At 64.8% G+C, this 20,485-nt stretch carries 18 protein-coding genes and 1 pseudogene; 7 read left to right on the top strand and 12 right to left on the bottom strand.

Annotated features, from left to right (window positions below):
* Positions 1-14: 14 nt before the first annotated feature.
* Both ABYB95_RS01000 and ABYB95_RS00995 read right to left on the bottom strand, forming a co-directional pair.
* Positions 15-677 carry a nucleoside/nucleotide kinase family protein gene (locus ABYB95_RS01000; protein ID WP_372656552.1) on the bottom strand — a complete coding sequence of 221 codons (663 nt, stop codon included), beginning with the start codon at positions 675-677 and terminating at the stop codon, positions 15-17.
* 5 nt (positions 678-682) lie between these two features.
* Positions 683-2,380: an electron transfer flavoprotein-ubiquinone oxidoreductase gene (locus ABYB95_RS00995; protein ID WP_372656551.1), complete on the bottom strand. Its 1,698-nt coding sequence runs from the start codon at positions 2,378-2,380 to the stop codon at positions 683-685.
* Between the two features lie 201 nt (positions 2,381-2,581).
* Between ABYB95_RS00995 and ABYB95_RS00990 the strand changes: the two genes are divergently transcribed.
* From ABYB95_RS00990 to ABYB95_RS00975, 4 genes are read left to right on the top strand one after another with little or no spacing between them, the layout of a single operon-like run.
* Positions 2,582-3,364: an SDR family oxidoreductase gene (locus ABYB95_RS00990; protein WP_372656550.1), complete on the top strand. Its 783-nt coding sequence runs from the start codon at positions 2,582-2,584 to the stop codon at positions 3,362-3,364.
* 12 nt (positions 3,365-3,376) lie between these two features.
* A complete protein-coding gene (locus tag ABYB95_RS00985) occupies positions 3,377-4,330 on the top strand; it encodes a DMT family transporter (RefSeq protein ID WP_372656559.1) in 954 nt (317 codons plus the stop codon).
* A complete protein-coding gene (locus tag ABYB95_RS00980; protein WP_372656549.1) occupies positions 4,327-4,746 on the top strand; it encodes an acyl-CoA thioesterase in 420 nt (139 codons plus the stop codon). The genes ABYB95_RS00985 and ABYB95_RS00980 overlap by 4 nt, the downstream gene beginning before the upstream one ends.
* A 42-nt stretch (positions 4,747-4,788) precedes the next feature.
* Positions 4,789-6,015 carry a PQQ-dependent sugar dehydrogenase gene (locus ABYB95_RS00975; RefSeq protein ID WP_372656548.1) on the top strand — a complete coding sequence of 409 codons (1,227 nt, stop codon included), beginning with the start codon at positions 4,789-4,791 and terminating at the stop codon, positions 6,013-6,015.
* Between the two features lie 24 nt (positions 6,016-6,039).
* Here ABYB95_RS00975 and ABYB95_RS00970 read toward each other — a convergent pair whose 3' ends face one another.
* Complete coding sequence (locus ABYB95_RS00970; protein ID WP_372656546.1) at positions 6,040-6,618, bottom strand: peroxidase-related enzyme; 579 nt, start codon at positions 6,616-6,618, stop codon at positions 6,040-6,042.
* A gap of 69 nt (positions 6,619-6,687) precedes the next feature.
* Here ABYB95_RS00970 and pcaC point away from each other — a divergent pair, with 69 nt between their 5' ends.
* Entirely contained in the window at positions 6,688-7,065 is a 378-nt protein-coding gene (gene pcaC, locus ABYB95_RS00965; protein WP_372656545.1) for a 4-carboxymuconolactone decarboxylase, read from the top strand.
* 20 nt (positions 7,066-7,085) lie between these two features.
* Here pcaC and ABYB95_RS00960 read toward each other — a convergent pair whose 3' ends face one another.
* The gene (locus ABYB95_RS00960) at positions 7,086-7,640 is read right to left on the bottom strand and encodes a LuxR C-terminal-related transcriptional regulator (protein WP_372656544.1); all 555 of its coding nucleotides are present in this window, start codon (positions 7,638-7,640) and stop codon (positions 7,086-7,088) included.
* Positions 7,641-7,753: 113 nt separating this feature from the next.
* On the opposite strand from ABYB95_RS00960, the gene ABYB95_RS00955 reads away from it, so the two are divergent.
* A complete protein-coding gene (locus tag ABYB95_RS00955) occupies positions 7,754-8,461 on the top strand; it encodes a CoA transferase subunit A (RefSeq protein ID WP_372656543.1) in 708 nt (235 codons plus the stop codon).
* Between the two features lie 2 nt (positions 8,462-8,463).
* Positions 8,464-9,099, top strand: a complete 636-nt coding sequence (locus ABYB95_RS00950; protein ID WP_372656542.1) for a 3-oxoacid CoA-transferase subunit B — start codon at positions 8,464-8,466, stop codon at positions 9,097-9,099.
* A gap of 99 nt (positions 9,100-9,198) precedes the next feature.
* Here ABYB95_RS00950 and ABYB95_RS00945 read toward each other — a convergent pair whose 3' ends face one another.
* The 8 genes and pseudogenes from ABYB95_RS00945 to choX all read right to left on the bottom strand — a co-directional run.
* Positions 9,199-10,596, bottom strand: a complete 1,398-nt coding sequence (locus ABYB95_RS00945; RefSeq protein WP_372656558.1) for a TolC family protein — start codon at positions 10,594-10,596, stop codon at positions 9,199-9,201.
* A gap of 6 nt (positions 10,597-10,602) precedes the next feature.
* A pseudogene (locus tag ABYB95_RS00940) lies at positions 10,603-12,902 on the bottom strand (peptidase domain-containing ABC transporter); the annotation flags it as partial.
* Between the two features lie 22 nt (positions 12,903-12,924).
* Entirely contained in the window at positions 12,925-14,208 is a 1,284-nt protein-coding gene (locus tag ABYB95_RS00935) for an HlyD family secretion protein (RefSeq protein ID WP_372656541.1), read from the bottom strand.
* Positions 14,209-14,374: 166 nt separating this feature from the next.
* On the bottom strand, positions 14,375-16,042 hold the full coding sequence (gene betA / locus ABYB95_RS00930) for a choline dehydrogenase (RefSeq protein WP_372656540.1): 1,668 nt from the start codon (positions 16,040-16,042) through the stop codon (positions 14,375-14,377).
* Between the two features lie 25 nt (positions 16,043-16,067).
* Positions 16,068-17,537, bottom strand: a complete 1,470-nt coding sequence (gene betB, locus ABYB95_RS00925; RefSeq protein WP_372656539.1) for a betaine-aldehyde dehydrogenase — start codon at positions 17,535-17,537, stop codon at positions 16,068-16,070.
* 66 nt (positions 17,538-17,603) lie between these two features.
* Positions 17,604-18,782 carry a choline ABC transporter ATP-binding protein gene (gene choV / locus ABYB95_RS00920; RefSeq protein WP_372656538.1) on the bottom strand — a complete coding sequence of 393 codons (1,179 nt, stop codon included), beginning with the start codon at positions 18,780-18,782 and terminating at the stop codon, positions 17,604-17,606.
* Positions 18,779-19,621 carry a choline ABC transporter permease subunit gene (choW, locus tag ABYB95_RS00915; protein WP_372656537.1) on the bottom strand — a complete coding sequence of 281 codons (843 nt, stop codon included), beginning with the start codon at positions 19,619-19,621 and terminating at the stop codon, positions 18,779-18,781. Before choW ends, choV begins: the two co-directional genes overlap by 4 nt.
* Before the next feature lie 99 nt (positions 19,622-19,720).
* The coding region (gene choX / locus ABYB95_RS00910) for a choline ABC transporter substrate-binding protein (RefSeq protein WP_372656535.1) at positions 19,721-20,485 on the bottom strand (765 nt) is incomplete at its 5' end.

Genomic DNA, 20,485 nt, shown 5'->3' with positions numbered 1-20,485 from the left:
CGACCGAGCGCAGCCTAGTCGGCGAGAAATTCGAAGCAAGCGCTGCCGTCGTTCCAGACCACCTGGCGATGGGCGCGGTGGCGGCTGGCCTCGATCACCCGCGCATTCGGCTCGTCGTTGGCGGCTATCCAGGCCACGGTGTCGGTGGGGCTGCGGCCAAACTGTTCGTGTCGGCGCGTCAGCCGTTGCAGGCGCAAAGCCGGATCCACGTGCAGGTACCAGACTTCGTCCAGCAAGCCCGCCACCTGAGTCCAGGGGCCTTCCTGCAGCAGCAGGTAGTTGCCTTCGGTGAGGATGAGTGGCGTCTGGGCGAAGATGGGCAGAGCCCCCGCGACCGGCTCTTCGATTTCGCGCCGAAAGTCGGGCGCATACACCACGTCGTCGCCGTCGCCTTGCTGGCGCAGGCGCCGCAGCAAAGCGGCATAGCCTGCGGCGTCAAAAGTGTGGGGCGCGCCCTTGCGCTTGGCAATGCCCAGGCGTTCCAGTTCGGCTTGCGCGAGGTGGTAACCGTCCATGGGCACCGCCTGGGCGCGGGTGCCCATATGCCCGACCGCCAACGCCGCCAGCGTGGATTTGCCCGAGCCCGGCGCGCCGACTATGCCGAGCAAGCGGCGCGGGCCGGCGCTCAGCGCGCTCAGGCGTTGTTGCAGCGCGGTGTGCAGTGTGGCGGCGCTCACACCGCTCACATGCCGGCGTAGTTCGGACCACCACCGCCTTCGGGTGTGACCCAGACGATGTTTTGAGTCGGGTCTTTGATGTCGCAGGTCTTGCAGTGCACGCAGTTCTGCGCGTTGATCTGCAAGCGGTCGACTTCTTTACCGGTACCGTCGTCGCCTTTCACGAATTCGTACACGCCCGCCGGGCAGTACCGGGCCTCGGGGCCTGCGTACTTGGCCAGATTGATCTGCACCGGCACGCTGCTGTCTTTGAGTGTGAGGTGGGCGGGCTGGTTTTCTTCGTGGTTGGTGTTGGAGACGAAAACGCTGCTCAAACGGTCGAACGTGAGCTTGCCGTCGGGCTTGGGGTAGCTGATCTGCGGCATGTCGGCGGCCGGTCGCAGCTTGGTGTGGTCGCGCGTGATGTTGTGCAGCGTCCACGGCGGCGATTTGACGCCGATCTTGGGCAGAAACCAGTGTTCCACCCCGGTCATGAGCTTGCCCAGCAGCGGGCTCTTCTTGAACCAGTTCTTGAAGTTGCGGTAGGTCCAGAGCTCCTCGAACAGCCAGCTTTTCTGGAACTTTTCGGGGAAGGCGCTGAGCTCGTCGTGCTGGCGACCGGCTGTCACGGCTTCAAACGCTGCTTCGGCGCACAGCATGCCGCTCTTGATGGCCGCGTGGCTGCCCTTGATGCGCGCGGCGTTCAGAAAACCGGCGTTGCAACCGATCAGCGCGCCGCCCGGGAACACGGTCTTGGGCAGGGCCTGGGGCGTTCCGTTGTTGAGCGCCCGAGCGCCGTAGCCCAGGCGTTTGCCGCCTTCGAGGTGGGCGCGGATAGCCGGGTGGGTTTTCCAGCGCTGCATTTCTTCGAACGGGCTCATCCAGGGGTTCTGGTAGTCCAGCCCGACCACCATACCCAGCGTGACCTTGTTGCCTTCGAGGTGGTAGAGGAAACCGCCGCCAAAAGTGTCGTCGTCCATGGGCCAGCCAGCGGTGTGCACCACCAGGCCGGGCTTGGCCTTGTCGGCGGGCACTTCCCACAGTTCCTTGATGCCGATGGCGAAGGTTTGTGCGTCCTTGCCTTCAGCGAGCTTGTAGCGGGCGATCAGTTGTTTGCCCAGATGGCCGCGTGCGCCTTCGGCGAACACGGTGTATTTGGCATGCAGTTCCATGCCGATCTGGAAGCTGTCGCTGGGCTCGCCGTCTTTGCCCACGCCCTGGTTGCCCGTGGCCACGCCCTTGACCGAGCCGTCTTCGTTGTACAGCACTTCAGCGCCCGTGAAGCCGGGGAAAATTTCCACCCCCATTGCCTCGGCCTGGTCGCCCAGCCATTTGGTGACCGCACCCAGGCTGACGATGTAGCAGCCGTGGTTGTGGAAGTTGCGGGGCATCAGCCAGTCGGGCGTGCGCGTGGAGCCGGTTTCGCTCAACACCAGCAGGTCGTCGCCGGTGACTTCCTGCAGCAGCGGCGCACCGCGCTCTTTCCAGTCGGGAAACAGTTCGGTGATGGCGATGGGGTCCATCACGGCGCCCGACAGGATGTGTGCGCCGGGTTCCGAGCCCTTTTCCAGCACGCACACGTTGATCTCGCTGCCTTTTTCCGCCGCCAGTTGCTTGAGCCGGATCGCCGTGGACAGACCCGCTGGCCCTCCACCCACCACCACCACGTCGTATTCCATGGCTTCGCGGGGACCGTAGGTGCTGAGGATGTTTTCTGGTGTCATGAGCGCTTCTCGTTGGGGTGAGGTGGTGGGGCCGTCACCGTTGTTATGGGGTGGTTTTGAGCCAAAACCGGGTCGCAGGGCTTGTGCCACAGGCGGCGCAGATTGCGCTGCCTGTCGTGCCAGCGACCGATTTTAGTGGGCTATGCCGCACAATTGTTGTCACGTTCGCCGCAGACGCGGTCTCTTTGGGAAGGAAATCAAATGGCATATAGCCTGGATTTGTCGGGTCGGGTAGCCCTTGTCACGGGTGCTTCCAGTGGTTTGGGGGAGCAATTTGCGAAGACGCTGGCGCGCGCTGGCGCGGCCGTGGTGCTGGCCAGCCGCCGTACCGACCGGCTCATGACCTTGCGCGCGCAGATCGAAGCCGAGGGCGGTGATGCCCACGTGGTCGCGCTGGATGTGACCGACCGCGCGTCCATCAAAGCGGCGGTGGCGCACGCGGAAACCGAGGTCGGCCCGATCGACATTTTGATCAATAACTCGGGCGTGAGCACCACGCAGCGCTTGCAGGACGTGAGCGAGGAAGACTACGACTGGATCTTCAACACCAACACCAAGGGCGCCTTTTTCATGGCCCAGGAAGTCGGCAAACGCATGCTGGCGCGCGCCCAGGGGGCGGCGCCTGGTTCGTTCGTGGGCGGGCGCATCGTCAACATCGCGTCCATGGCCGGGCTCAAGGTGCTGCCGAAAATCGGTGTGTATTGCATGAGCAAGGCGGCCGTGGTGCAGATGACCAAGGCGATGGCGGTGGAGTGGGGCAAGTACGGCATCAACGTCAATGCCATCTGCCCGGGCTACATCGACACCGAGCTCAACCACCAGCATTGGCAGACCGAACAAGGGCAGAAACTGGTTCAGATGCTGCCCCGCAAGCGCGTGGGGCAACCCACCGATCTCGATGCCGTGCTGGTGATGCTGTGTGCCGCCGAGAGCCATTTCATCAACGGGGCGGTGATCGCCGCCGACGATGGTTTTGGCGTCTGATACTTGAATCCCGTGGGAGCGGTTCGGCTCGCGGCCTGGCCCGCGGGCATGCTGACCGGCATTCTGGCCGGCTTGGGTGCGGGGGCGTTCTGGGGCATGGCCTTTTTGGCGCCCCTGGCGGCGCCGGGTTTTGACGCGGTGGACATCACCGTCGGGCGCTTCGTGGCCTGCGGCCTGTTTTCCTTGGCCTTGATGCTCACCCAGCCGCTGGTCCGCTCCTTGAGAGGCCGCGCGACCACCGGGTGGCATCTGCCAACGCCGCGCCAGGCCTTGGCCGCACTGGTTTTCAGCGTGCTGGGCTATACCGGCTACTACCTCCTGCTGGCACTGGCGATCACCCAGGTGGGGGCGGCCCTGCCGGTGCTGGTCATCGGCACCATTCCGATCTGGCTCATGGTCTTGGGCAAGCCCCATGGCTTGCGCTGGTCCGCGCTGCTGCCGGGTGTGCTGCTGACCGCTGGCGGCATCGCTCTGATGATGGAAAGCCCCGGGGACGCGGCGGGCTCGGGCGGCCCATTGGTGCTGGGCATGCTGTACGCCGGGGCGGCGGTGGTCAGCTGGCTGGCCTTTGCCATGCTGAACGCGGCCTGGCTGCGGCGCCACCCCGGGGTTCAATCCACCGACTGGGCGAACTGGATGGGCGTGGGTGCTGGCGTTGGCGCCTTGCTCTTGTGGTGGTGGGCGGGAACGGACTGGAACACACTGTGGGCGCGGCCGGGTGTGGGCGGTTTTGTGCTGGTTTGTGTGCTCACCGGCATCGGTTCGGCCTGGGTCGCCTCGGTGCTGTGGAACATGGCGAGCCGGCGTTTGAGCGGTAGCCTGGCCGGGCAGCTCATCGTGAGCGAGACCATTTTTGGCCTGTTGTACAGCTTCGCGTGGGACCAGCAATGGCCGGCGACCACGCAGTGGCTGGCCGCTGCGATGTTTGTACTGGGCATTCTTTTATCCATCAAGGCGCACCGATGAAACTGGAACTTCCCGCGATCAAGAAACAGGTGTTCAGCATGACGCTGCCCATCCGCTGGGGCGACATGGACGCCATGGGCCATGTGAACAACACCTTGTACTTCCGTTTCCTGGAGATCGTGCGCATCGAGTGGATGCGCTCCATTGGTTGCGAACCCGATCCGCGTGGCGAAGGGCCGGTGATCGTGAACGCCTTTTGCAACTTCTACAAGCAGCTGGAATATCCGGGCGAGGTGCTGGCCACCATGTACGTGAGCGACCCGGGCAAGAGCAGTTTCGAGAGTTGGTGCACGCTCTCGCGCACCGACGACCCCGACACCGTGTACGCCGCAGGCGGTGCGACCACGGTCTGGGTCAATTTCCCGCTGCAGAAGTCGGCGCCCATGCCCGAGCACATGCGCGCGCATCTGGTCTGAGCACACAAATCCTTGCAGACCGGGTTGAGGTCTCGCATTAGCATGCTGGACATGCATGTCCGTTCGGTATTTTTTGCACTGGCCTGGCTCGCTGCCTTGGTCGGTTGCGGCGGTGGCAGCGCCAACGCCAGCCATAGCGCTGCGCCAACACCCTCCGGGCCAACACCCTCCGGTTTTGTACCCACCACGGGCACGATCACCACCACCGAGGTGGTGTCGGGTCTGGCCAGTCCGTGGAGCCTGGCCTTTTTGCCCGACGCCCGCATGTTGGTCACCGGGCGCACGGGCCATCTCTGGTTGATCGCGGCCGATGGTGCTTCGGTGCGGGCGGTGACGGGTTTGCCGGCTGTGGCCAGCGCCGGGCAGGGCGGTTTGCTGGACCTGGTGCTGGACCCGGACCACGCCAACAACCGGCGCATTTATTTCAGCTTCTCTGAAGCTGACGCGGGCCATGCGGCGCTCAATGGCACCGCCGTGGCGCGCGCGGAACTCGACCTGGGCGCCATGGCCTTGCGCAACCTCACGGTGATTTACCGCCAGAGTCCCAAGGTGCAAAGCACCGGGCATTTCGGCTCGCGCCTGGTGTTTGACCGCCAGGGCCATTTGTTCGTGACCCTGGGCGATCGCCAGAGCAGCGACCAGCGGGTGTTCGCACAAGACCGGTCCCGGGGCAATGGCAAGGTGGTGCGCATCAGCACCAGCGGCGCGGCTGCACCGGGCAACCCCTGGCCCGCCCAGACCGGTGTGCTGCCCGAGATCTGGAGCTACGGGCACCGCAATCCGCAGGGCGCCGCCTTGCACCCGGTGACCGGCGAACTCTGGACGCACGAGCACGGCCCGCAGGGCGGTGACGAGGTGAACCGCACCCTGGCCGGGCGCAATTACGGCTGGCCGGTGATCAGTTTCGGCCAGGAATATGGCTCCACCACGCAGGTAGGAGAAGGCACGGCCAAGGCGGGCATGGAGCAGCCGCTGGTGGTCTGGGAGGCGATCGACGGATCGGCCTGGAACGGCGGCACCAAGTCGTCCATCGCGCCCAGCGGCATGGCGTTTTTCAGCGGGGCTGCGCCCGCGCACTGGAACGGCAGTTTGTTCGTGGGGGCGCTGGCGGGCAAGGCGCTGTGGCGCATCCAGCTCGACGGCAACCAGGTGGTGGGCCGCGAGCGTTTGCTGGCTTCGCTCAACGAACGCATCCGCGACGTGCGCCAGGGGCCGGATGGCCACCTGTATCTGCTGACCGACAGCGGGCGCTTGTTGCGGGTGGGCTGAACGCTTTTGCTTTTATAAAGCGTCTTATTTGGCCTTGGGTACCCGGCCCATGAGGTAGAACTCCGGGTTGGGCACCATGCCGCTGAAGCTGGCCATGCGGTTGGACAGACCAAAGAAGGCGGTGATGGCGGCGATGTCCCAGGCGTCTTCGTCGTTGAAGCCGTGGGCGTGCAGGGCTTCAAAATCGGCGTCTTCGATTTCGTGCGAGCGCTGGCAAACCTTCATGGCGAAGTCGAGCATGGCGCGCTGGCGCGGCGAAATGTCGGCCTTGCGGTGGTTCACCGCCACCTGGTCGGCCACCAGGGGCTTTTTCTCGTAGATGCGCAAGATCGCGCCATGCGCGACCACGCAATACAGGCATTGGTTGGCCGCGCTGGTGGTGGTCACGATCATCTCGCGGTCGCCCTTGGACAGGCCCGAATCCTCTTTCAACATCAGCGCGTCGTGGTAGGCAAAAAAGGCGCGCCACTCGGCCGGCCGGCGTGCCAGACCCAGAAACACATTGGGGATGAAGCCGGCTTTTTCCTGCACTTCCAGTACCTTGGCTTTGATGTCATCGGGCAGGCTGTTGAGGTCGGGGGCGGGGTATCGGACGGGGCTCATAGGGTCTCCTCGGGTTGAAAACAAAGTTTATCCTTGGCGTCTGATTTCAACGGACACCCGGAGCACAGCATGCAAGACGAACAATACACACAAGGCCTGGCAACCCGCCGCGAGGTGATGGGCGATGCTTTCGTGGACCGTGCGCTGGCCAGCGCCACGCCTTTCACCCAGCCGATTCAAGACCACATTTCACGCGCCGCCTGGGGCGATGTCTGGCAGCGCGAAGGTCTGGACCGCAAGACCCGCAGCCTGATCACCGTGGCCATGCTCACGGCGCTGGGCAAGCAGCACGAACTCAAAGGCCATGTGCGGGGCGCGCTGAACAACGGCGCCACGGTGGCCGAGATCCAGGAGGTGTTGTTGCACGCCGCCGTGTACTGCGGCATCCCGACCGCGGTGGAGGCGTTCCGCACGGCCGCCGAAGTGGTGGAGCTACCGGCGCCCTGAGGGCGTGTCCCTGGGCGGGTTCAACCCGCCATCAAGCGGTGCACCAGGTCCGGTGTGCTGTGCGCCTGGTATTTGCGCTTGAGGCGCGCGCGGTAGATTTCCACCGTGCGTGGGCTGATGTCCAGTGCCTTGCCGATTTCTTTGCTGGTCAGGCCGTCCATCAGAAACGCGGCAACCTCGCGTTCGCGCGCCGTCAGTTCGGCCTTGACCGCGCGGCGCGAGCTCAGGTCTTCGAAGCTCCAGATGCCGGCTTCGTGCGGGGCCTCGCGGCGTATGGCGCGGCCGGTCACATGGCACCAAAAGGTTTCGCCCTTGAAACGGCCGTCCACCCGTTTCATGATGCGGTCGTCGGCGTAACGGCCATCGCGCCCCATGATGGGGGTGATGCGTGCACCGGTGCGCTCGTATTCGGCGGCGCTGGGGTAGAGAATCTGGAAGCTCTGGCCCACCAGGTGTTCGCGCGCCGCGCCAAACATCTCACACAAGGCCTGGTTGCAGTCGACCATGGTGCGCTCGCGCGACAAGGCCAGCCCGACCGGGGCACGGTCAAAAGCGAGGCGGTAATCAATGTCCATGCTGAAGGGTCGGCGCGGGGCCGAGCGGGTAGGGGTTTGACTCTAGGAAATACTACGTATGTCGATACGTAGTATCGTCGTGTTTTCCCGGTTTCATCACAGGAGCGATCGACGTGAACAAGATTTACCCGAGTGCCGCCAAGGCACTGGAAGGCATTGTGGCCGATGGCCAACTCATCGCCGTGGGCGGCTTCGGCCTGTGCGGCATCCCCGAAGCCTTGATCGATGCGCTGCGCGATTCCGGCGTCAAAAACCTGACCGCGATTTCCAACAACGCCGGTGTCGACGATTTTGGCCTGGGCAAGCTGTTGCAGACGCGCCAGATCAAAAAGATGATTTCGTCCTACGTGGGCGAGAACAAAGAGTTCGAGCGCCAGTACCTGGCCGGCGAACTCGAACTCGAATTCACGCCGCAGGGCACGCTGGCCGAGAAGCTGCGCGCCGGTGGCGCGGGCATCCCGGCTTTCTTCACCAAGACCGGCGTCGGCACCCTGGTGGCCGAAGGCAAGGAACTGCGCGAGTTTGATGGCGAGACCTATGTGATGGAACGCGCGCTGCTGCCCGAGATCGCCTTGATCAAAGCGGATGTGGCCGACAAGTCGGGCAATCTGCGTTTCAACCTGACCGCACGCAACTTCAACCCCGCTGCGGCCACCGCTGGCAAGATCTGCGTGGTGGAAGTGGAGCGCATTGTCGAGACCGGCGAGATCGCCCCCGACGATGTGCACCTGCCCGGCATCTACGTGCACCGCATCGTGCTCAACGCTTCGCCCGAGAAGCGGATCGAGAAACGCACCATCACCGAGAAAGCAGGAGCCTGACCATGCCTTGGAACCAAGATCAAATGGCCGCACGCGCGGCGCAAGAGCTCGAAGACGGCTTTTACGTCAACCTGGGCATTGGCATTCCCACCCTGGTGGCCAACTTCACCGGCGACAAGGAAGTGTGGCTGCAGTCCGAGAACGGCATGCTGGGCATCGGCCCGTTTCCGACCGAAGACAAGGTCGACGCCGACCTGATCAACGCCGGCAAACAAACCGTGACCACGATCAAGGGTTCGGCCATTTTTGGCAGCGACCAGTCCTTTGCGATGATCCGCGGCGGCAAGATCAACCTGTCGATTCTGGGTGCCATGCAGGTGAGTGCCAAGGGCGATCTGGCGAACTGGATGATCCCCGGCAAGATGGTCAAAGGCATGGGCGGCGCCATGGACCTGGTGGCCGGCGTCAAGCGTGTGATCATCTTGATGGAGCACGTGGCCAAGAAAAAAGATGGCACCGAAGACATGAAGATCATTCCCGAGTGCACGCTGCCCTTGACCGGCGTGGGCGTGGTGAACCGCATCATCACCGACTTGGCCGTGATGGACGTGACGCCAGAAGGCCTGAAAGTGGTCGAGCTGGCGCCGGGCGTGAGCCGGGAATTCGTGCAATCCAAGACCGGCGTGCCGCTGATCTGATCCACTCGGTTTCCGGTTTCGAAAACAGCGCCCCTGCCATTCGCAGCGGCGCTGTTTTTTTGGCCCTTGGGCGGCCGGTAACGCGTTGGAGAAGCGGTGTTACCGCAGGGCCGCTGGGCCAGATGTTTGGGTGGGCCCCACACGCCCTGTGGCCAGGCTGAGCTGGGTCTGGGCGGTCAGGCGCTCCACTTGTGCGGTGACGCGCTCGCGCCGGGCGTCGGCCAGCGCGGCTTGCGCGTTCAGCAACTCCAGCATGGAACCCACGCCGGCCCGGTAGCGGCCTTGGGCCACCTGGTAGGCGCTGTCGGCCGAGTCCATGAGGCGCTCGCTGGCTGTGAGTGCCTGGCGGCTGGTGCGCGCCGCCTGGTAGGCCTGCCACAACTGGCTGTCGAGTTCGCGCTGCACCGCTTCCAGTTCGGCTTCGCGCGACTGGATCTGCGCCACGATCTGGTTTTCTACCGCCTTGCTTTCGCGCCCGTTGAACAGCGGGATGCTGGCCACGATGGCCGCACTGGCGGTGGGCGTGGTGCCACTGCCTGCGGCACCCCAGTTGCGCGAGCTGCCGGCGCTGGCGCTCACCGAGACGCTGCCCTTGTTTTCTGCCTGCGCGGCCGACAGGCGCGCTTGCAGGCTCTGGATCTGGGCCATGGCGGCGCGTGTGCGCGGATGCTGTTCCCGTGCTTCGCGCTGCAGTTCGGCAAAGGCGCTGCTGTCGCCCGCGCTGTGTACCCAGGCTTCCCAGTCCACCAGACGCAGGGCTTGGGTGATGTCGGCGCCCAGCGCAAGGGCCAGGTTGCCGCGCGCGGTCTCCCAGCGGCTGAGCGCCCGAAACCGCTCCAGCGTGGCCTGGGCCAGCGCGGTTTGCGCTTGCAGGCGCTCGATCTGGTTGCCGACCTGGGCCTGGTAGCGTGCCACCGCCGCGTCGGCCGTGCGGCTGGCGGTGTTTTCGGCCTCGGTGCTGGCTTCGAGGCCAGCGTGGGCCACCACCGCTTCGCCGTAGAGGCGCAGCATGTCGCGCACCGATTCCAGCACCGTGTTGCTCTGGTTGGACAAGGCCGCGGACAGGGTTTGGCGGGCCGCCTGCAACTGGGCGTTGCGCTGACCAAAGTCGAACAAGACCCAGGACAGCCCCACCGATGCGGCGGCTGTGCGCCCGTAGGACCCGCTGGAGTTGAAGTTGCGTGCGCCGCTGTATTCGGCGCTGGCGTTCCAGCGCGGAAGGCCTGCGATTTCTTCCAGCTCAAGCCCGGCGGTTTGTTCGGCCACATTGGCCAGGGCCTGGCGCAGGGTGGGGCTTTTGCACAGGGTGCGCGCCAAAGCCAGGCCCAGGGTCAGGTGGTCCCAGGGCGGGGTGGCCGATTCGGTGCAGGCATGGCTGCCGGGCTGCCAACCTTCGGCACCGGCGCTCCAATGCGTCGGGTGTGCTGCGGGGTTTTCGCTGGCGCCGCTTGGGGCCGGTGGCTGGGCCAGCGTGTGACTGATCTGCAAGCGGGGCATGGGGGCTTGGCCGGGGACCGGCTGCGCCGCCGCGCCCGATGCGCCTGCTGCGGCCATGGCGGCCATGCCCAGCCATGCCAGCCTTGGCCACTGCAAAACCCTCTGTCGCGCCCGTTTCATGCGGGGCGGCCCCGGTAACCCATGTGCTGAAAGTACTGCTCGGGGCTGCCGTCGAAGTGCACACGGCCGTCCCGGATCTCGATCACGCGCTGCGAGGCCGCAATGGTTTCCGGGCGGTGCGCCACGATGATGCGGGTGATGTTGAGCGCGGCAATGGCGCTGTTCACCCGGGCTTCGGACTCGATGTCGAGGTGGCTGGTGGCCTCGTCCAGCACCAGCACGCGCGGCCGCTTGTAGAGCGCGCGCGCCAGCAGCAGGCGCTGCTTTTGTCCGCCCGAGAGCACGGTGCCCATGTCGCCCACCAGGGTCTGGTAGGCCATGGGCATGCGTTCGATGTCTTCGTGCAACGCGGCCATCTGGGCGCACTGCACCATGCGCTCCAGATCGGGCTGGGCATCAAAAAAGCAGATGTTGTCGCTGATGGAGCCGGCGAACAAGCTGTCGTCCTGCATCACGGTGGCCACGCCACTGCGCCAGCGCTCCACGCCCCATTGGGCCAGCGGGATCTGGTCGACGCGGATCTGGCCTTCGGTGGGAGCGTAAGTGCCGAGCAAGAGGTGCACGAGCGTGGTCTTGCCGCAGCCCGAACGACCGGTGAGTGCCACCACTTCGCCCGGCTCGATGTTGAGGGACAGCCCGTCGAGCACCCAGGGGCCTTGGTCGGCGTAGCGGTAGCGCAGGCCATCGAGCACCAGGCGGGGCGAGGCCGCTTCGTCGGTGGCCGGCCCGGCTTCGCTGGCTTGGCGCAGGGCATGGGCATCGAGCCGCTGTGTGCGGGGCTCGGCGGGGGTGAGCACCAGATCGGCCAGGCGCTCGGCGTGCAGGCGCAGCATGCGCAAGTCGATGGCCTTGTCGATCAGCGAGGTCACGCGGGCTTCGAACTGGCTGCGGTAGGCCATGAAGGCCATGAGCATGCCCACGGTCAAGGTGTTGCCGATGATCTCTTGCGTTCCGAGCCAGACGATCAGGATGGCAAAGCCGCCGCTCAACAAGCCGCGCACCAGGCTGTACAAGACGTTGAGTTTGTCGACCTTGAGCTGCGCGTTGGTGGCACCCACCAGCAGGGTTTGCCAGGCGTTCTTGCGCTCGTTCTGGCGGCCGAACAACTGGATCGCGCGCATGCCGCGCACGCTTTCCAGAAAATGGGTGGACTGGTTGGCGTCGCGCACAATGACTTCTTCAAAGGCGGCGTACATGGGGCGGTACCAGAGCACACGCAGACCCAGGTACAGCGCCACCGAGACCAGCGCCACCCAGGCCAGCTGCGGGCTGTAGACGAACATCAGCACCAGGGTGAGCACCACCAGCAAGCCGTCGAACAAGGCCTGCACAAAGGCCGAGGTCAAGGTGCGCTGGATCACTTCGACCGAGCTGGCGCGCGAAACGATATCGCCCAGGTGGCGGTTCTGGAAGTACGACAGCGGCAGGTGCGTCATGTGGCTGAAGACATTGGTTTTCCACTGCACGGCCACCGAGGTGTTGATCACCATCAACAGCCAGGAGCGCACCAGCTGGGTGCCTTGCTGCACCAGCAGCAAGAGGCCAAAGCCCAGCGCCAGCGTGGTGAGCAGCTGGGTGTCGCGCGCGACCACCACATGGTCCAGCACCCATTGCATGAACAAGGGCGAGACCAGGCCAAACACCTCCAGCGCCAGCGACAGCATCAACACCCGCGCCAGCGTGGGCCAAAAGCCCGAGACCTGCCCCACCAGCTGGCCCAGGCGGATGCGGGTTTTTTCTTCGCGGGGTTCGAAGCCGGGGTTGGGCCAGAGCTCCAGCGCCACGCCGGTGAAGTGGCGCGAGGCCTCCGACAGGCTCAGGCGGCGCTCGCCAAAGGCCGGGTCGTGCACCACCATGCGCCCCGCCTCCACCGACTTCAACACCACGAAGTGGTTCAGGTCCCAGTGCAGGATGGCGGGCAGGCGCAGTTGTGCGAGTTCGTTCAAGTCCAGGCGCAGGCCCCGGGTGCCCAGCTGTTCCTGGTGGGCGATGCCGGCCAAGGTGTCCAGCGCCATGCCGGTCATGGACACCAGGTGGCGCGCGCGCAGGGCGGCCAGATCGGTCACCAGGCCGTGGTGGTTGAGCACCATGGCCAGGCAAGCCAGACCACATTCGGCGGCTTCGGTTTGCAGGATCACGGGCAGGCGGCGGCCCAGGCCAAACGAGAGTTGCTGCGTCCAGGTCAAGAGCGGCTCCGGGTGTTGTGCTTCATGGCTGTTGCCGCCGCGTCACGCTGTAGAGGGGCTCCAGCATCCATTCGTACAGCTGGCGGGTTTCTTGCAATATGTCGGCCTGCAACTGCATGCCAGCTTGCAGTGCGCGCGCCTGGCCATTGGCCCACACGGTGGACGATTTCAGCCGCACCAGTACCGAGAACACGGGCTCGCCTTCGGGCAGGCCGGCGACCGGCAGCGCTTGCAATTCGGTCGGGCGCAGCGCCGAAGTGGACACGCTTTCGACCACCCCCTCTTGCTGGCCGTACTTCTGGTACGGAAAGGCCTGGTAGCGCAGCAGCACCACGTCGCCGGGCTGCACAAAACCGATGCTGCTGCTGGGTGCGTACAGGCGCGCTTGCAGCGGTGCCGCCGCGGGTATCAGGGTGACCAAGGCCTGGTTGCCGTCCACCGTTTGCCCCAGCTCGGCGGTGACCAGGGTGGCGCGCCCGGATTCGGGCGCGGTGATGACCACCTGGCGGCGGGTTTCGGCTTCGGTGAGTTCCTGTTCGGCGCTGGACACGTTGCGCTGCAACTCGGCCGTCTGGTTGGCGTGGCGTTGGCGGCTGCCATCCAGTTCTTGCGACACCTGGGCCATTTCGCGCTGCACCCCGAGCTGGTCGCGCTCCAGCGTGCGCAGGCGCGAGCGCTGCTCCGACGCATCGATGCGTTTTTGCTGCAATTCCTCGCGCGCGATGTAGTCCTGATCGGCCAGACCCTGGTAGCGCTTGCGCGTGTCTTCGGCCATTTGCAGCCGGTCCTTTTGCTGCTCGATCAGGCTGGCAATGGTTTGCAGTTCGCCGCGCAAAGTCTGCAGCCGCCGTTGCAGGTGCAGCTGCTCTTCTTGCTGGGCGCGTTCGGCGCGCGCGATCTCGGTTTGCAGCGAGCGTTTGCGCTCGCCGATCTGGCGTTGGATATCGGCTTGCAGGCTGTTGCTGCCTTCGCCCACACGGTCGCTGGAGAGCACATACAGCACCGTTCCTTTTTCCACCAACTGGCCTTCGGCCACGTGTTTTTCCTGCACCACGCCCGCCTGGGGGGTATGCACCCGGATCAGACCGCCCACAGGCAGCAACTGGCCGTTGACCGTGACCCGGCGGGTGTGGCTGCCCAGCGCCACGAACAGCACCAGCGCCAGGGCCAGCAAGGCCGCCACGGCGGCGATCCACAAGCTGGAGAGCCGGGGTGTGAGCAAAATGCTGCCCAGGCTTTGAACGCGCTGGTGGTCCAGCACTTCGTCGCGGAACAGGCGTTCGGTGGGCGGTGGGGAAGAGGGCATCGCGTCAGAGTCGTGGCGGCGGGGGAGGACGGTGACGGGACTGTCCGGTCAGTCGAAAGTGTACGGGCATTCCCCGCGCCCGCCCGAGCGCCAACCGCCGCCTGCGCCGCGCCGGTGGGACTTATTGCGCAATGCAGGCCACTCCGTGCGGGCCTGGGGTCTGGCCCTATGCGCGTGCGGGTGTCCGCCCAGCGACGAAATACGGCACCTCGACCCTGGGCAAGGGGGTGCGTCCACGGATCTGGTCGGCGATTTTCTCGGCCATCATGATGGTCGGTGCGTTCAGATTGCCGGTGACGATCTCCGGCATGATGGACGCGTCCACCACCCGCAGGCCTTCCAGGCCGTGCACGCGGCCTTGCGCGTCGACCACCGCCATGTCGCCCACGCCCATGGCATTGGTGCCGCAGGGGTGGAAGGCGGTTTCTGCGTGCTGGCGCACGAAGGCGTCGAGTTCGGCATCGCTCTGCGCGGGATCACCGGGCGTGATCTCGCGTCCCGCATAGGGCTTGAGCGCGGGCTGGCGCATGATCTCGCGCGTGATGCGGATACCGGCTCTGAATTCGGCCCAGTCCTGCTCGGTCGACATGTAGTTGAACAGGATGCTGGGATGCTGGTGCGGGTCTTTGGAGCGCAGGTGCACGCGACCCCGGCTGGGTGAGCGCATGGATCCCATGTGGGCCTGGAAGCCGTGGATCTGGATCGGGTTGCTGCCGTTGTAGTTGATCGCCACCGGCAGGAAGTGGTACTGGATGTTGGGCCAGTCGAACGCGTCGGAGCTGCGGATGAAGCCGCCTGCCTCGAACTGGTTGCTGGCACCGATGCCACGCTCCAGAAACAACCACTCGGCACCGATGGCGGGCTGGTTCCACCACTTCAAGGCGCCGACCAGAGACACCGGTTGCAGGCATTCGTATTGCTGGTAGACCTCCAGGTGGTCTTGCAAGTTGGCGCCCACGCCGGGCAGGTCGTGCACCACGTGGATGTCGAGCGATTTCAATAGCGACGAAGGTCCTACGCCCGAGCGCTGCAAGATTTGTGGCGAGGCAATGGCGCCCGAGCACAGCAGCACCTCGCGCCTGGCTTGTGCGGTGTGCGATTGCGCGCCCTGCAAGTAGGCGACACCCACGGCGCGTTTGCCTGCGAACAAGATGCGGTCGGTGAGCGCGTGCGTGGCGATGGTCAGGTTGGGCCGCTGGCGCGCCTGGTCCAGATAGCCGCGCGCGGTGCTGGCGCGGCGACCCTGCGGCGTGGTGGTGCGGTCCATGGGCCCAAAGCCCTCCTGCTGGTAACCGTTGAGGTCGTCGGTGCGCGGATAGCCCGCCTGCACACCGGCCTCCACCATGGCGTGAAACAGTACGTTGTTGCCCGCCTTGGGCGTGGTCACGCTCAAGGGGCCGCTGTCGCCGTGGTAGTCGTCGGCACCGGTGTCGCGGGTTTCGGCTTTGCGGAAGTAGGGCAGGCAGTCGAGGTACGACCAGTCTTGCAAGCCGTCGCGCTTCGCCCAACCGTCGTAGTCCATGGCGTTGCCGCGGATGTAGCACATGCCGTTGATCAGCGAGGAGCCGCCCAGGCCTTTGCCGCGCCCGCATTCCATGCGGCGGTCGCCCATGTGCGGCTCGGGATCGGTCTCGTAAGCCCAGTTGTAGCGCCGACCTTGCAGCGGGAAAGCCAGCGCGGCGGGCATCTGGGTGCGGAAGTCGAGCCGGTAGTCGGGGCCGCCGGCTTCCAGCAGCAACACACTCACGTCCGCGTCTTCGGTCAGGCGCGTGGCCAGCACATTGCCGGCCGAACCGGCGCCGATGATGATGTAGTCGAAGGCTTTGTTTTGCATGTCTGGTGTGGTCCTCGGTGCAGCTTCAGAACACCGACGCATAGGCGCCGAGTTCGACCTGGATGGATTTGTTGCGGGTGTAGGCCTTGAGCGTTTCAAGGCCGTTCTCGCGGCCCACGCCCGACTGCTTGTAGCCACCCACCGGCATCTCTGCCGCCGACTCGCCCCAGGTGTTTATCCAGCAGATGCCGGCCTGCAGCCGGTGGATGACGCGGTGGGCGGTGTTGAGGTCTTGCGTGACCAGGCCGGCGGCCAGGCCGTAGGCGGTGTCGTTGGCGCGCTTCACCACCTCGTCTTCCTCGTCGAAACCGAGGATGGCCATGACCGGGCCGAAGATCTCGTCTTGCACGATCTTCATGCTGTCGGTGCAAGCGCTGAACACCGTGGCTTGTACATACGCGCCTTGTGCCAGCGCACCGTCGGTGGCGCGCCCGCCGCCTGCCAGCAGCGTTGCGCCTTCGGCTTTGCCGGAAGCGATGTAGCCCAACACCTTCTCCATGTGGGCCAGGCTCACGAGCGGGCCGAAATTGGTGTTCTCGTCCTGCGGGTCGCCCATGCGGATGCGCTGCACCCGTTCAATCACCTTGGCCTCAAACGCGGCCTGGATAGAGCGGTGCACAAACACGCGCGTGCCGTTGGTGCAGACCTGGCCCGAGCTGTAGAAGTTGGCCATCATGGCGATGTCGGCCGCGCGGTCCAGGTCGGCGTCGGCGAACACGATCAGAGGCGACTTGCCACCCAGTTCCATGGTCACGTCCTTCAGCGTCGAGCCCGACGCGCTGGCCATCACCTTCTTGCCGGTGACGGTGCCACCGGTGAAAGAAATTTTTTCAATGCCGGGGTGTTCTGTCAGCCAAGTGCCCACCGCCGCGCCGCCGTTGACCACGTTGAACACGCCATCGGGCAAACCGGCTTCGGTGTAAATCTCGGCGAGTTTCAAAGTGGTGAGCGGCGTGACTTCGCTCGCCTTGAAGACCATGGCGTTGCCCGCCGCCAGCGCGGGCGCGGACTTCCACAGCGCGATCTGTATGGGGTAGTTCCAGGCGCCGATACCGGCCACCACGCCCAGCGGCTCGCGGCGTGTGTAGACGAATGCGCTTTCGCGCAGCGGCACTTGCATGCCTTCGATGGCGGTGGCCAGACCCGCGTAGTACTCCAGCACATCGGCGCCGGTGACGATGTCAACGCAGCGCGTTTCAGACACCGGCTTGCCGGTGTCCAGCGTTTCCAGGTCGGCGAGCTCGTCGTTGCGTTCGCGCAAGAGATCGACCGCTCGGCGCAACACGCGGGCGCGTTGCATGGCGGTGAACCCCGCCCAGATGCGCTGGCCTTTTTGGGCGCTGCGCACGGCCGCATCCACGTCTTGTCTAGACGCGCTGTGCACCGCCGCCAGCACCTTGCCGGTGGCGGGGTTGGTGGTGTTGAAGGTTTCGCCGCTGGTGGCGTCCACGCGGGCGCCTCCTATGTACAGCTGTTGTGGGGAAATGGCAGGCATGCAACGCCTCCTTTGATCAAAAAAATGCAGGAGGCCGACCCTTGTGAGGCCGACCGCTGAACCGACTCAGCCCATGGCTTTGCCGAGCAGGGCGTGGTAGAGCTCGCGGTCCCCGAGAATGCCGACCGCTTGATCGCCCTCGCTCAGCACCAGCTTCTGGCCGGTCTGGTAGCGGATGTGCAGCGCGTCGCGCATGCCGATGTCGGCACGGACCACGGTGGGTTGCTGTTGCAGCGACTCAATCGCTTCACCATCGGACCAGCGCTGCAGCGGCAATCTGTCACCACCGCGCCGCGCGCTTTGCAGCGTGCCCTGGCCATCGAGCTGGAGCCAGATGTCGGCCACGGCGTCGAGCTCGTACTCGCCACCGGTTTGTTTGCAATCGGCCAGTGCGCGCATCAGGCTGCGGCCACGCAACACGTTGAGCGGGTTGGTGTGGGCCACGAAGGCCCGCACGTAGTCGTTCGCGGGGTTGAGCACAATCTCCTCCGGCTTGCTGTGCTGCACGATCTGGCCATCCTTCATGATGACGATGTTGTTGCCCAGCTTGAGCGCTTCATCCAGGTCGTGGCTCACGAACACGATGGTCATGTTCAGTTGGCGCTGCAGTGCCAGCAACTCGTCTTGCAGACCCTGGCGGATCAACGGATCGAGGGCCGAGAAAGGCTCGTCCATCAGCAGGATGTCGGCGTCCATGGCCAGCGCACGGGCCAGGCCCACGCGCTGTTGCATGCCGCCCGAGAGGGCGTCGGGGCGCTTGTCGCGCCACTGCGAAAGGCCGACGAGTTCGAGCTTGTCGTCGATGCGTTTCTTGCGTTCGCCACTGGGCAGGCCTTGCATTTCCAGACCCAGGCTCACGTTCTCGGCCACGGTGAGCCAGGGCATGAGCGCGAATTTCTGGAACACCATGGCGATGCGCTGGGTGCGCATGGCTTTCATCTGTGCGGCCGTGCAATGGGCCATGTCGATCTGGGCGCCTTCGTGTTCGATCAACAGGCGGCCACGGCTCACCGTGTTGAGACCGTTGATGCAACGCAGCAGGCTCGACTTGCCGGAACCCGACAAGCCCATGAGCACGCAGATTTCGCCGCGCTCGACCGACAAGTTGGCTTTTTCAACACCGACGATCAGGCCGGTTTTCTTGAAAATTGCATCGCGCGACAAGCCTTGATCGAGCAACTCGAGCGCGGGCTTGGGTGCGTTGGAGAAGACCACGTCCAGGTCTTGAATTTGAATCAGGCTCATGCGGCACCGCCTTTCTTGGGCGTGCGCTGCTTGCAGACGCGGTCCAGCATGATGGCGAGCAGCACAATGGCCAGACCCGCTTCAAAACCCACGGCGATATCGGCGGTGTTCAAGGCGCGAACCACCGGCTTGCCCAAGCCGTCGGCGCCCACGAGGGCTGCGACCACCACCATGGACAGCGACAGCATGATGCACTGCGTGATGCCCGCAGAAATGCTGGGCATGGCGTGTGGCAGTTCGATGCGCGTGAGCAGCTGGCGGCGCGAGCAGCCAAAGGCCTTGCCGGCGTCCATCAAGTCGGCGGGCACATCGTGAATGCCCAGGTAGGTCAGGCGGATGGGTGCGGCCACGGCAAACACCACGGTGGAGATCAGACCGGGCACCACGCCCAGGCCGAACAGGGTGAGCGTGGGAATCAGGTAGACGAAGGTCGGGACCGTCTGCATCAGGTCCAGCACCGGTTGCATCACGGTGTAAAAGCGCGGCTTGTGCGCGGCGTAAATGCCCAGTGGCACACCGATCAACACACAGACCAGGGTGGCGAACAGCACCTGTGCCAGCGTCTCCATGGTTTCCTGCCAGTAACCCAAATTCAGGATCAGCAGAAACGAGAGCGTGCAAAAGAGGGTGAGCATCCATTTGCGCTGGATGCCGTGCGCGATGAGCGCAAACACCGCGATCAGCGCGAGCGGGTTGAACCAGAGCAAGCTGTGTGTGAAAGCGTTGATGGCCATGGACAGCGCGTCGGCAAAGGCGTCGAAATAGTCGGCACCGTGCAGCGTCAGCCAGTCGATGAATTCGGCGATGACCTCGCCGAGTGGTATTTTTTGAATGTCCATAAAAGCAATGGAAATCGCCGGGGGCGGCGGGAGCGCTCAGCGGGTGGGCGAACGCGCGATGGTCCCCAGCGGCCGCTGTGGCCACCGGGGAATCTGGCTTTACTTGGCCAGAGCGGCCTTCACGACCTCAAGCGCTGGCTTGCCGTCGGTGCTGGTCACGCCGTCGAGCCAGGCATCGAGCACCTTGGGGTTGGCCTTGAGCCAGGTGGTCGCCGCTTGTTCGGGCTTCTTGTTGTCGTTCAGCACGGCGTCCATCAGGGCGTTTTCCATCTTCAGGCTGAATTCCAGATTCGTCAGCAGCTTGCCGACGTTGGCGCATTCCTGCACATAGCCTTTGCGCACATTGGTGTAGATGGTCGCGCCGCCCAGGTTGGGGCCGAACACATCGTCACCGCCTTCGAGGTACTTCATCTTGAAGCGGCTGTTCATGGGATGCGGTTCCCAGCCCAGGAACACCACCCACTTGCCGCGGCGCTCGGCGCGCTGCACCTGCGACAACATGCCCGCTTCGCTGGACTCGACCAGATTGAACTTGCCCAGACCGAACTGGTTGCTGTCGATCATTCCCTGAATCAAGCGGTTGCCGTCGTTGCCGGGCTCGATGCCGTAGATCTTGCCGTTGAGCTTTTTCGAGAATTTGGCGATGTCGGCAAACGACTTCAGCCCGGCCTTGTAGGCGGCTGCGGAAACCGCCAGCGTGTACTTGGCACCTTCCAGGTTGGCGCGCACGGTCTCCACACTGCCGCTGTCGCGGTAGGGCTTGATGTCGGCTTCCATGGTGGGCATCCAGTTGCCCAGGAACACGTCGATGTCCTTGTTCTCCAGCGACTTGTAGGTCACCGGGACCGAGATCAGGTTGGTCTT

The sequence above is a fragment of the Hydrogenophaga sp. genome (assembly GCF_041633695.1).
In the GTDB taxonomy this organism is placed as follows: domain Bacteria; phylum Pseudomonadota; class Gammaproteobacteria; order Burkholderiales; family Burkholderiaceae_C; genus Hydrogenophaga.
Note: the sequence above shows the minus strand (reverse complement) of the source record. Positions and strands in the feature narration are given on the sequence as shown.

Excerpts from the sequence above, each read along its gene's own strand:
- ABYB95_RS00970 (WP_372656546.1), bottom strand. The coding sequence starts at position 6,618 with ATGAGCCCCGTCCGATACCCCGCCCCCGACCTCAACAGCCTGCCCGAT.
- ABYB95_RS00945 (WP_372656558.1), bottom strand. The coding sequence starts at position 10,596 with ATGCCCCGCTTGCAGATCAGTCACACGCTGGCCCAGCCACCGGCCCCA.
- pcaC (WP_372656545.1), top strand. The coding sequence starts at position 6,688 with ATGCAAGACGAACAATACACACAAGGCCTGGCAACCCGCCGCGAGGTG.
- choW (WP_372656537.1), bottom strand. The coding sequence starts at position 19,621 with ATGGACATTCAAAAAATACCACTCGGCGAGGTCATCGCCGAATTCATC.
- ABYB95_RS00990 (WP_372656550.1), top strand. The coding sequence starts at position 2,582 with ATGGCATATAGCCTGGATTTGTCGGGTCGGGTAGCCCTTGTCACGGGT.
- ABYB95_RS00995 (WP_372656551.1), bottom strand. The coding sequence starts at position 2,380 with ATGACACCAGAAAACATCCTCAGCACCTACGGTCCCCGCGAAGCCATG.
- ABYB95_RS00950 (WP_372656542.1), top strand. The coding sequence starts at position 8,464 with ATGCCTTGGAACCAAGATCAAATGGCCGCACGCGCGGCGCAAGAGCTC.
- ABYB95_RS00935 (WP_372656541.1), bottom strand. The coding sequence starts at position 14,208 with ATGCCCTCTTCCCCACCGCCCACCGAACGCCTGTTCCGCGACGAAGTG.
- ABYB95_RS00975 (WP_372656548.1), top strand. The coding sequence starts at position 4,789 with ATGCTGGACATGCATGTCCGTTCGGTATTTTTTGCACTGGCCTGGCTC.
- ABYB95_RS00980 (WP_372656549.1), top strand. The coding sequence starts at position 4,327 with ATGAAACTGGAACTTCCCGCGATCAAGAAACAGGTGTTCAGCATGACG.
- betB (WP_372656539.1), bottom strand. The coding sequence starts at position 17,537 with ATGCCTGCCATTTCCCCACAACAGCTGTACATAGGAGGCGCCCGCGTG.
- ABYB95_RS00960 (WP_372656544.1), bottom strand. The coding sequence starts at position 7,640 with ATGGACATTGATTACCGCCTCGCTTTTGACCGTGCCCCGGTCGGGCTG.
- betA (WP_372656540.1), bottom strand. The coding sequence starts at position 16,042 with ATGCAAAACAAAGCCTTCGACTACATCATCATCGGCGCCGGTTCGGCC.
- choV (WP_372656538.1), bottom strand. The coding sequence starts at position 18,782 with ATGAGCCTGATTCAAATTCAAGACCTGGACGTGGTCTTCTCCAACGCA.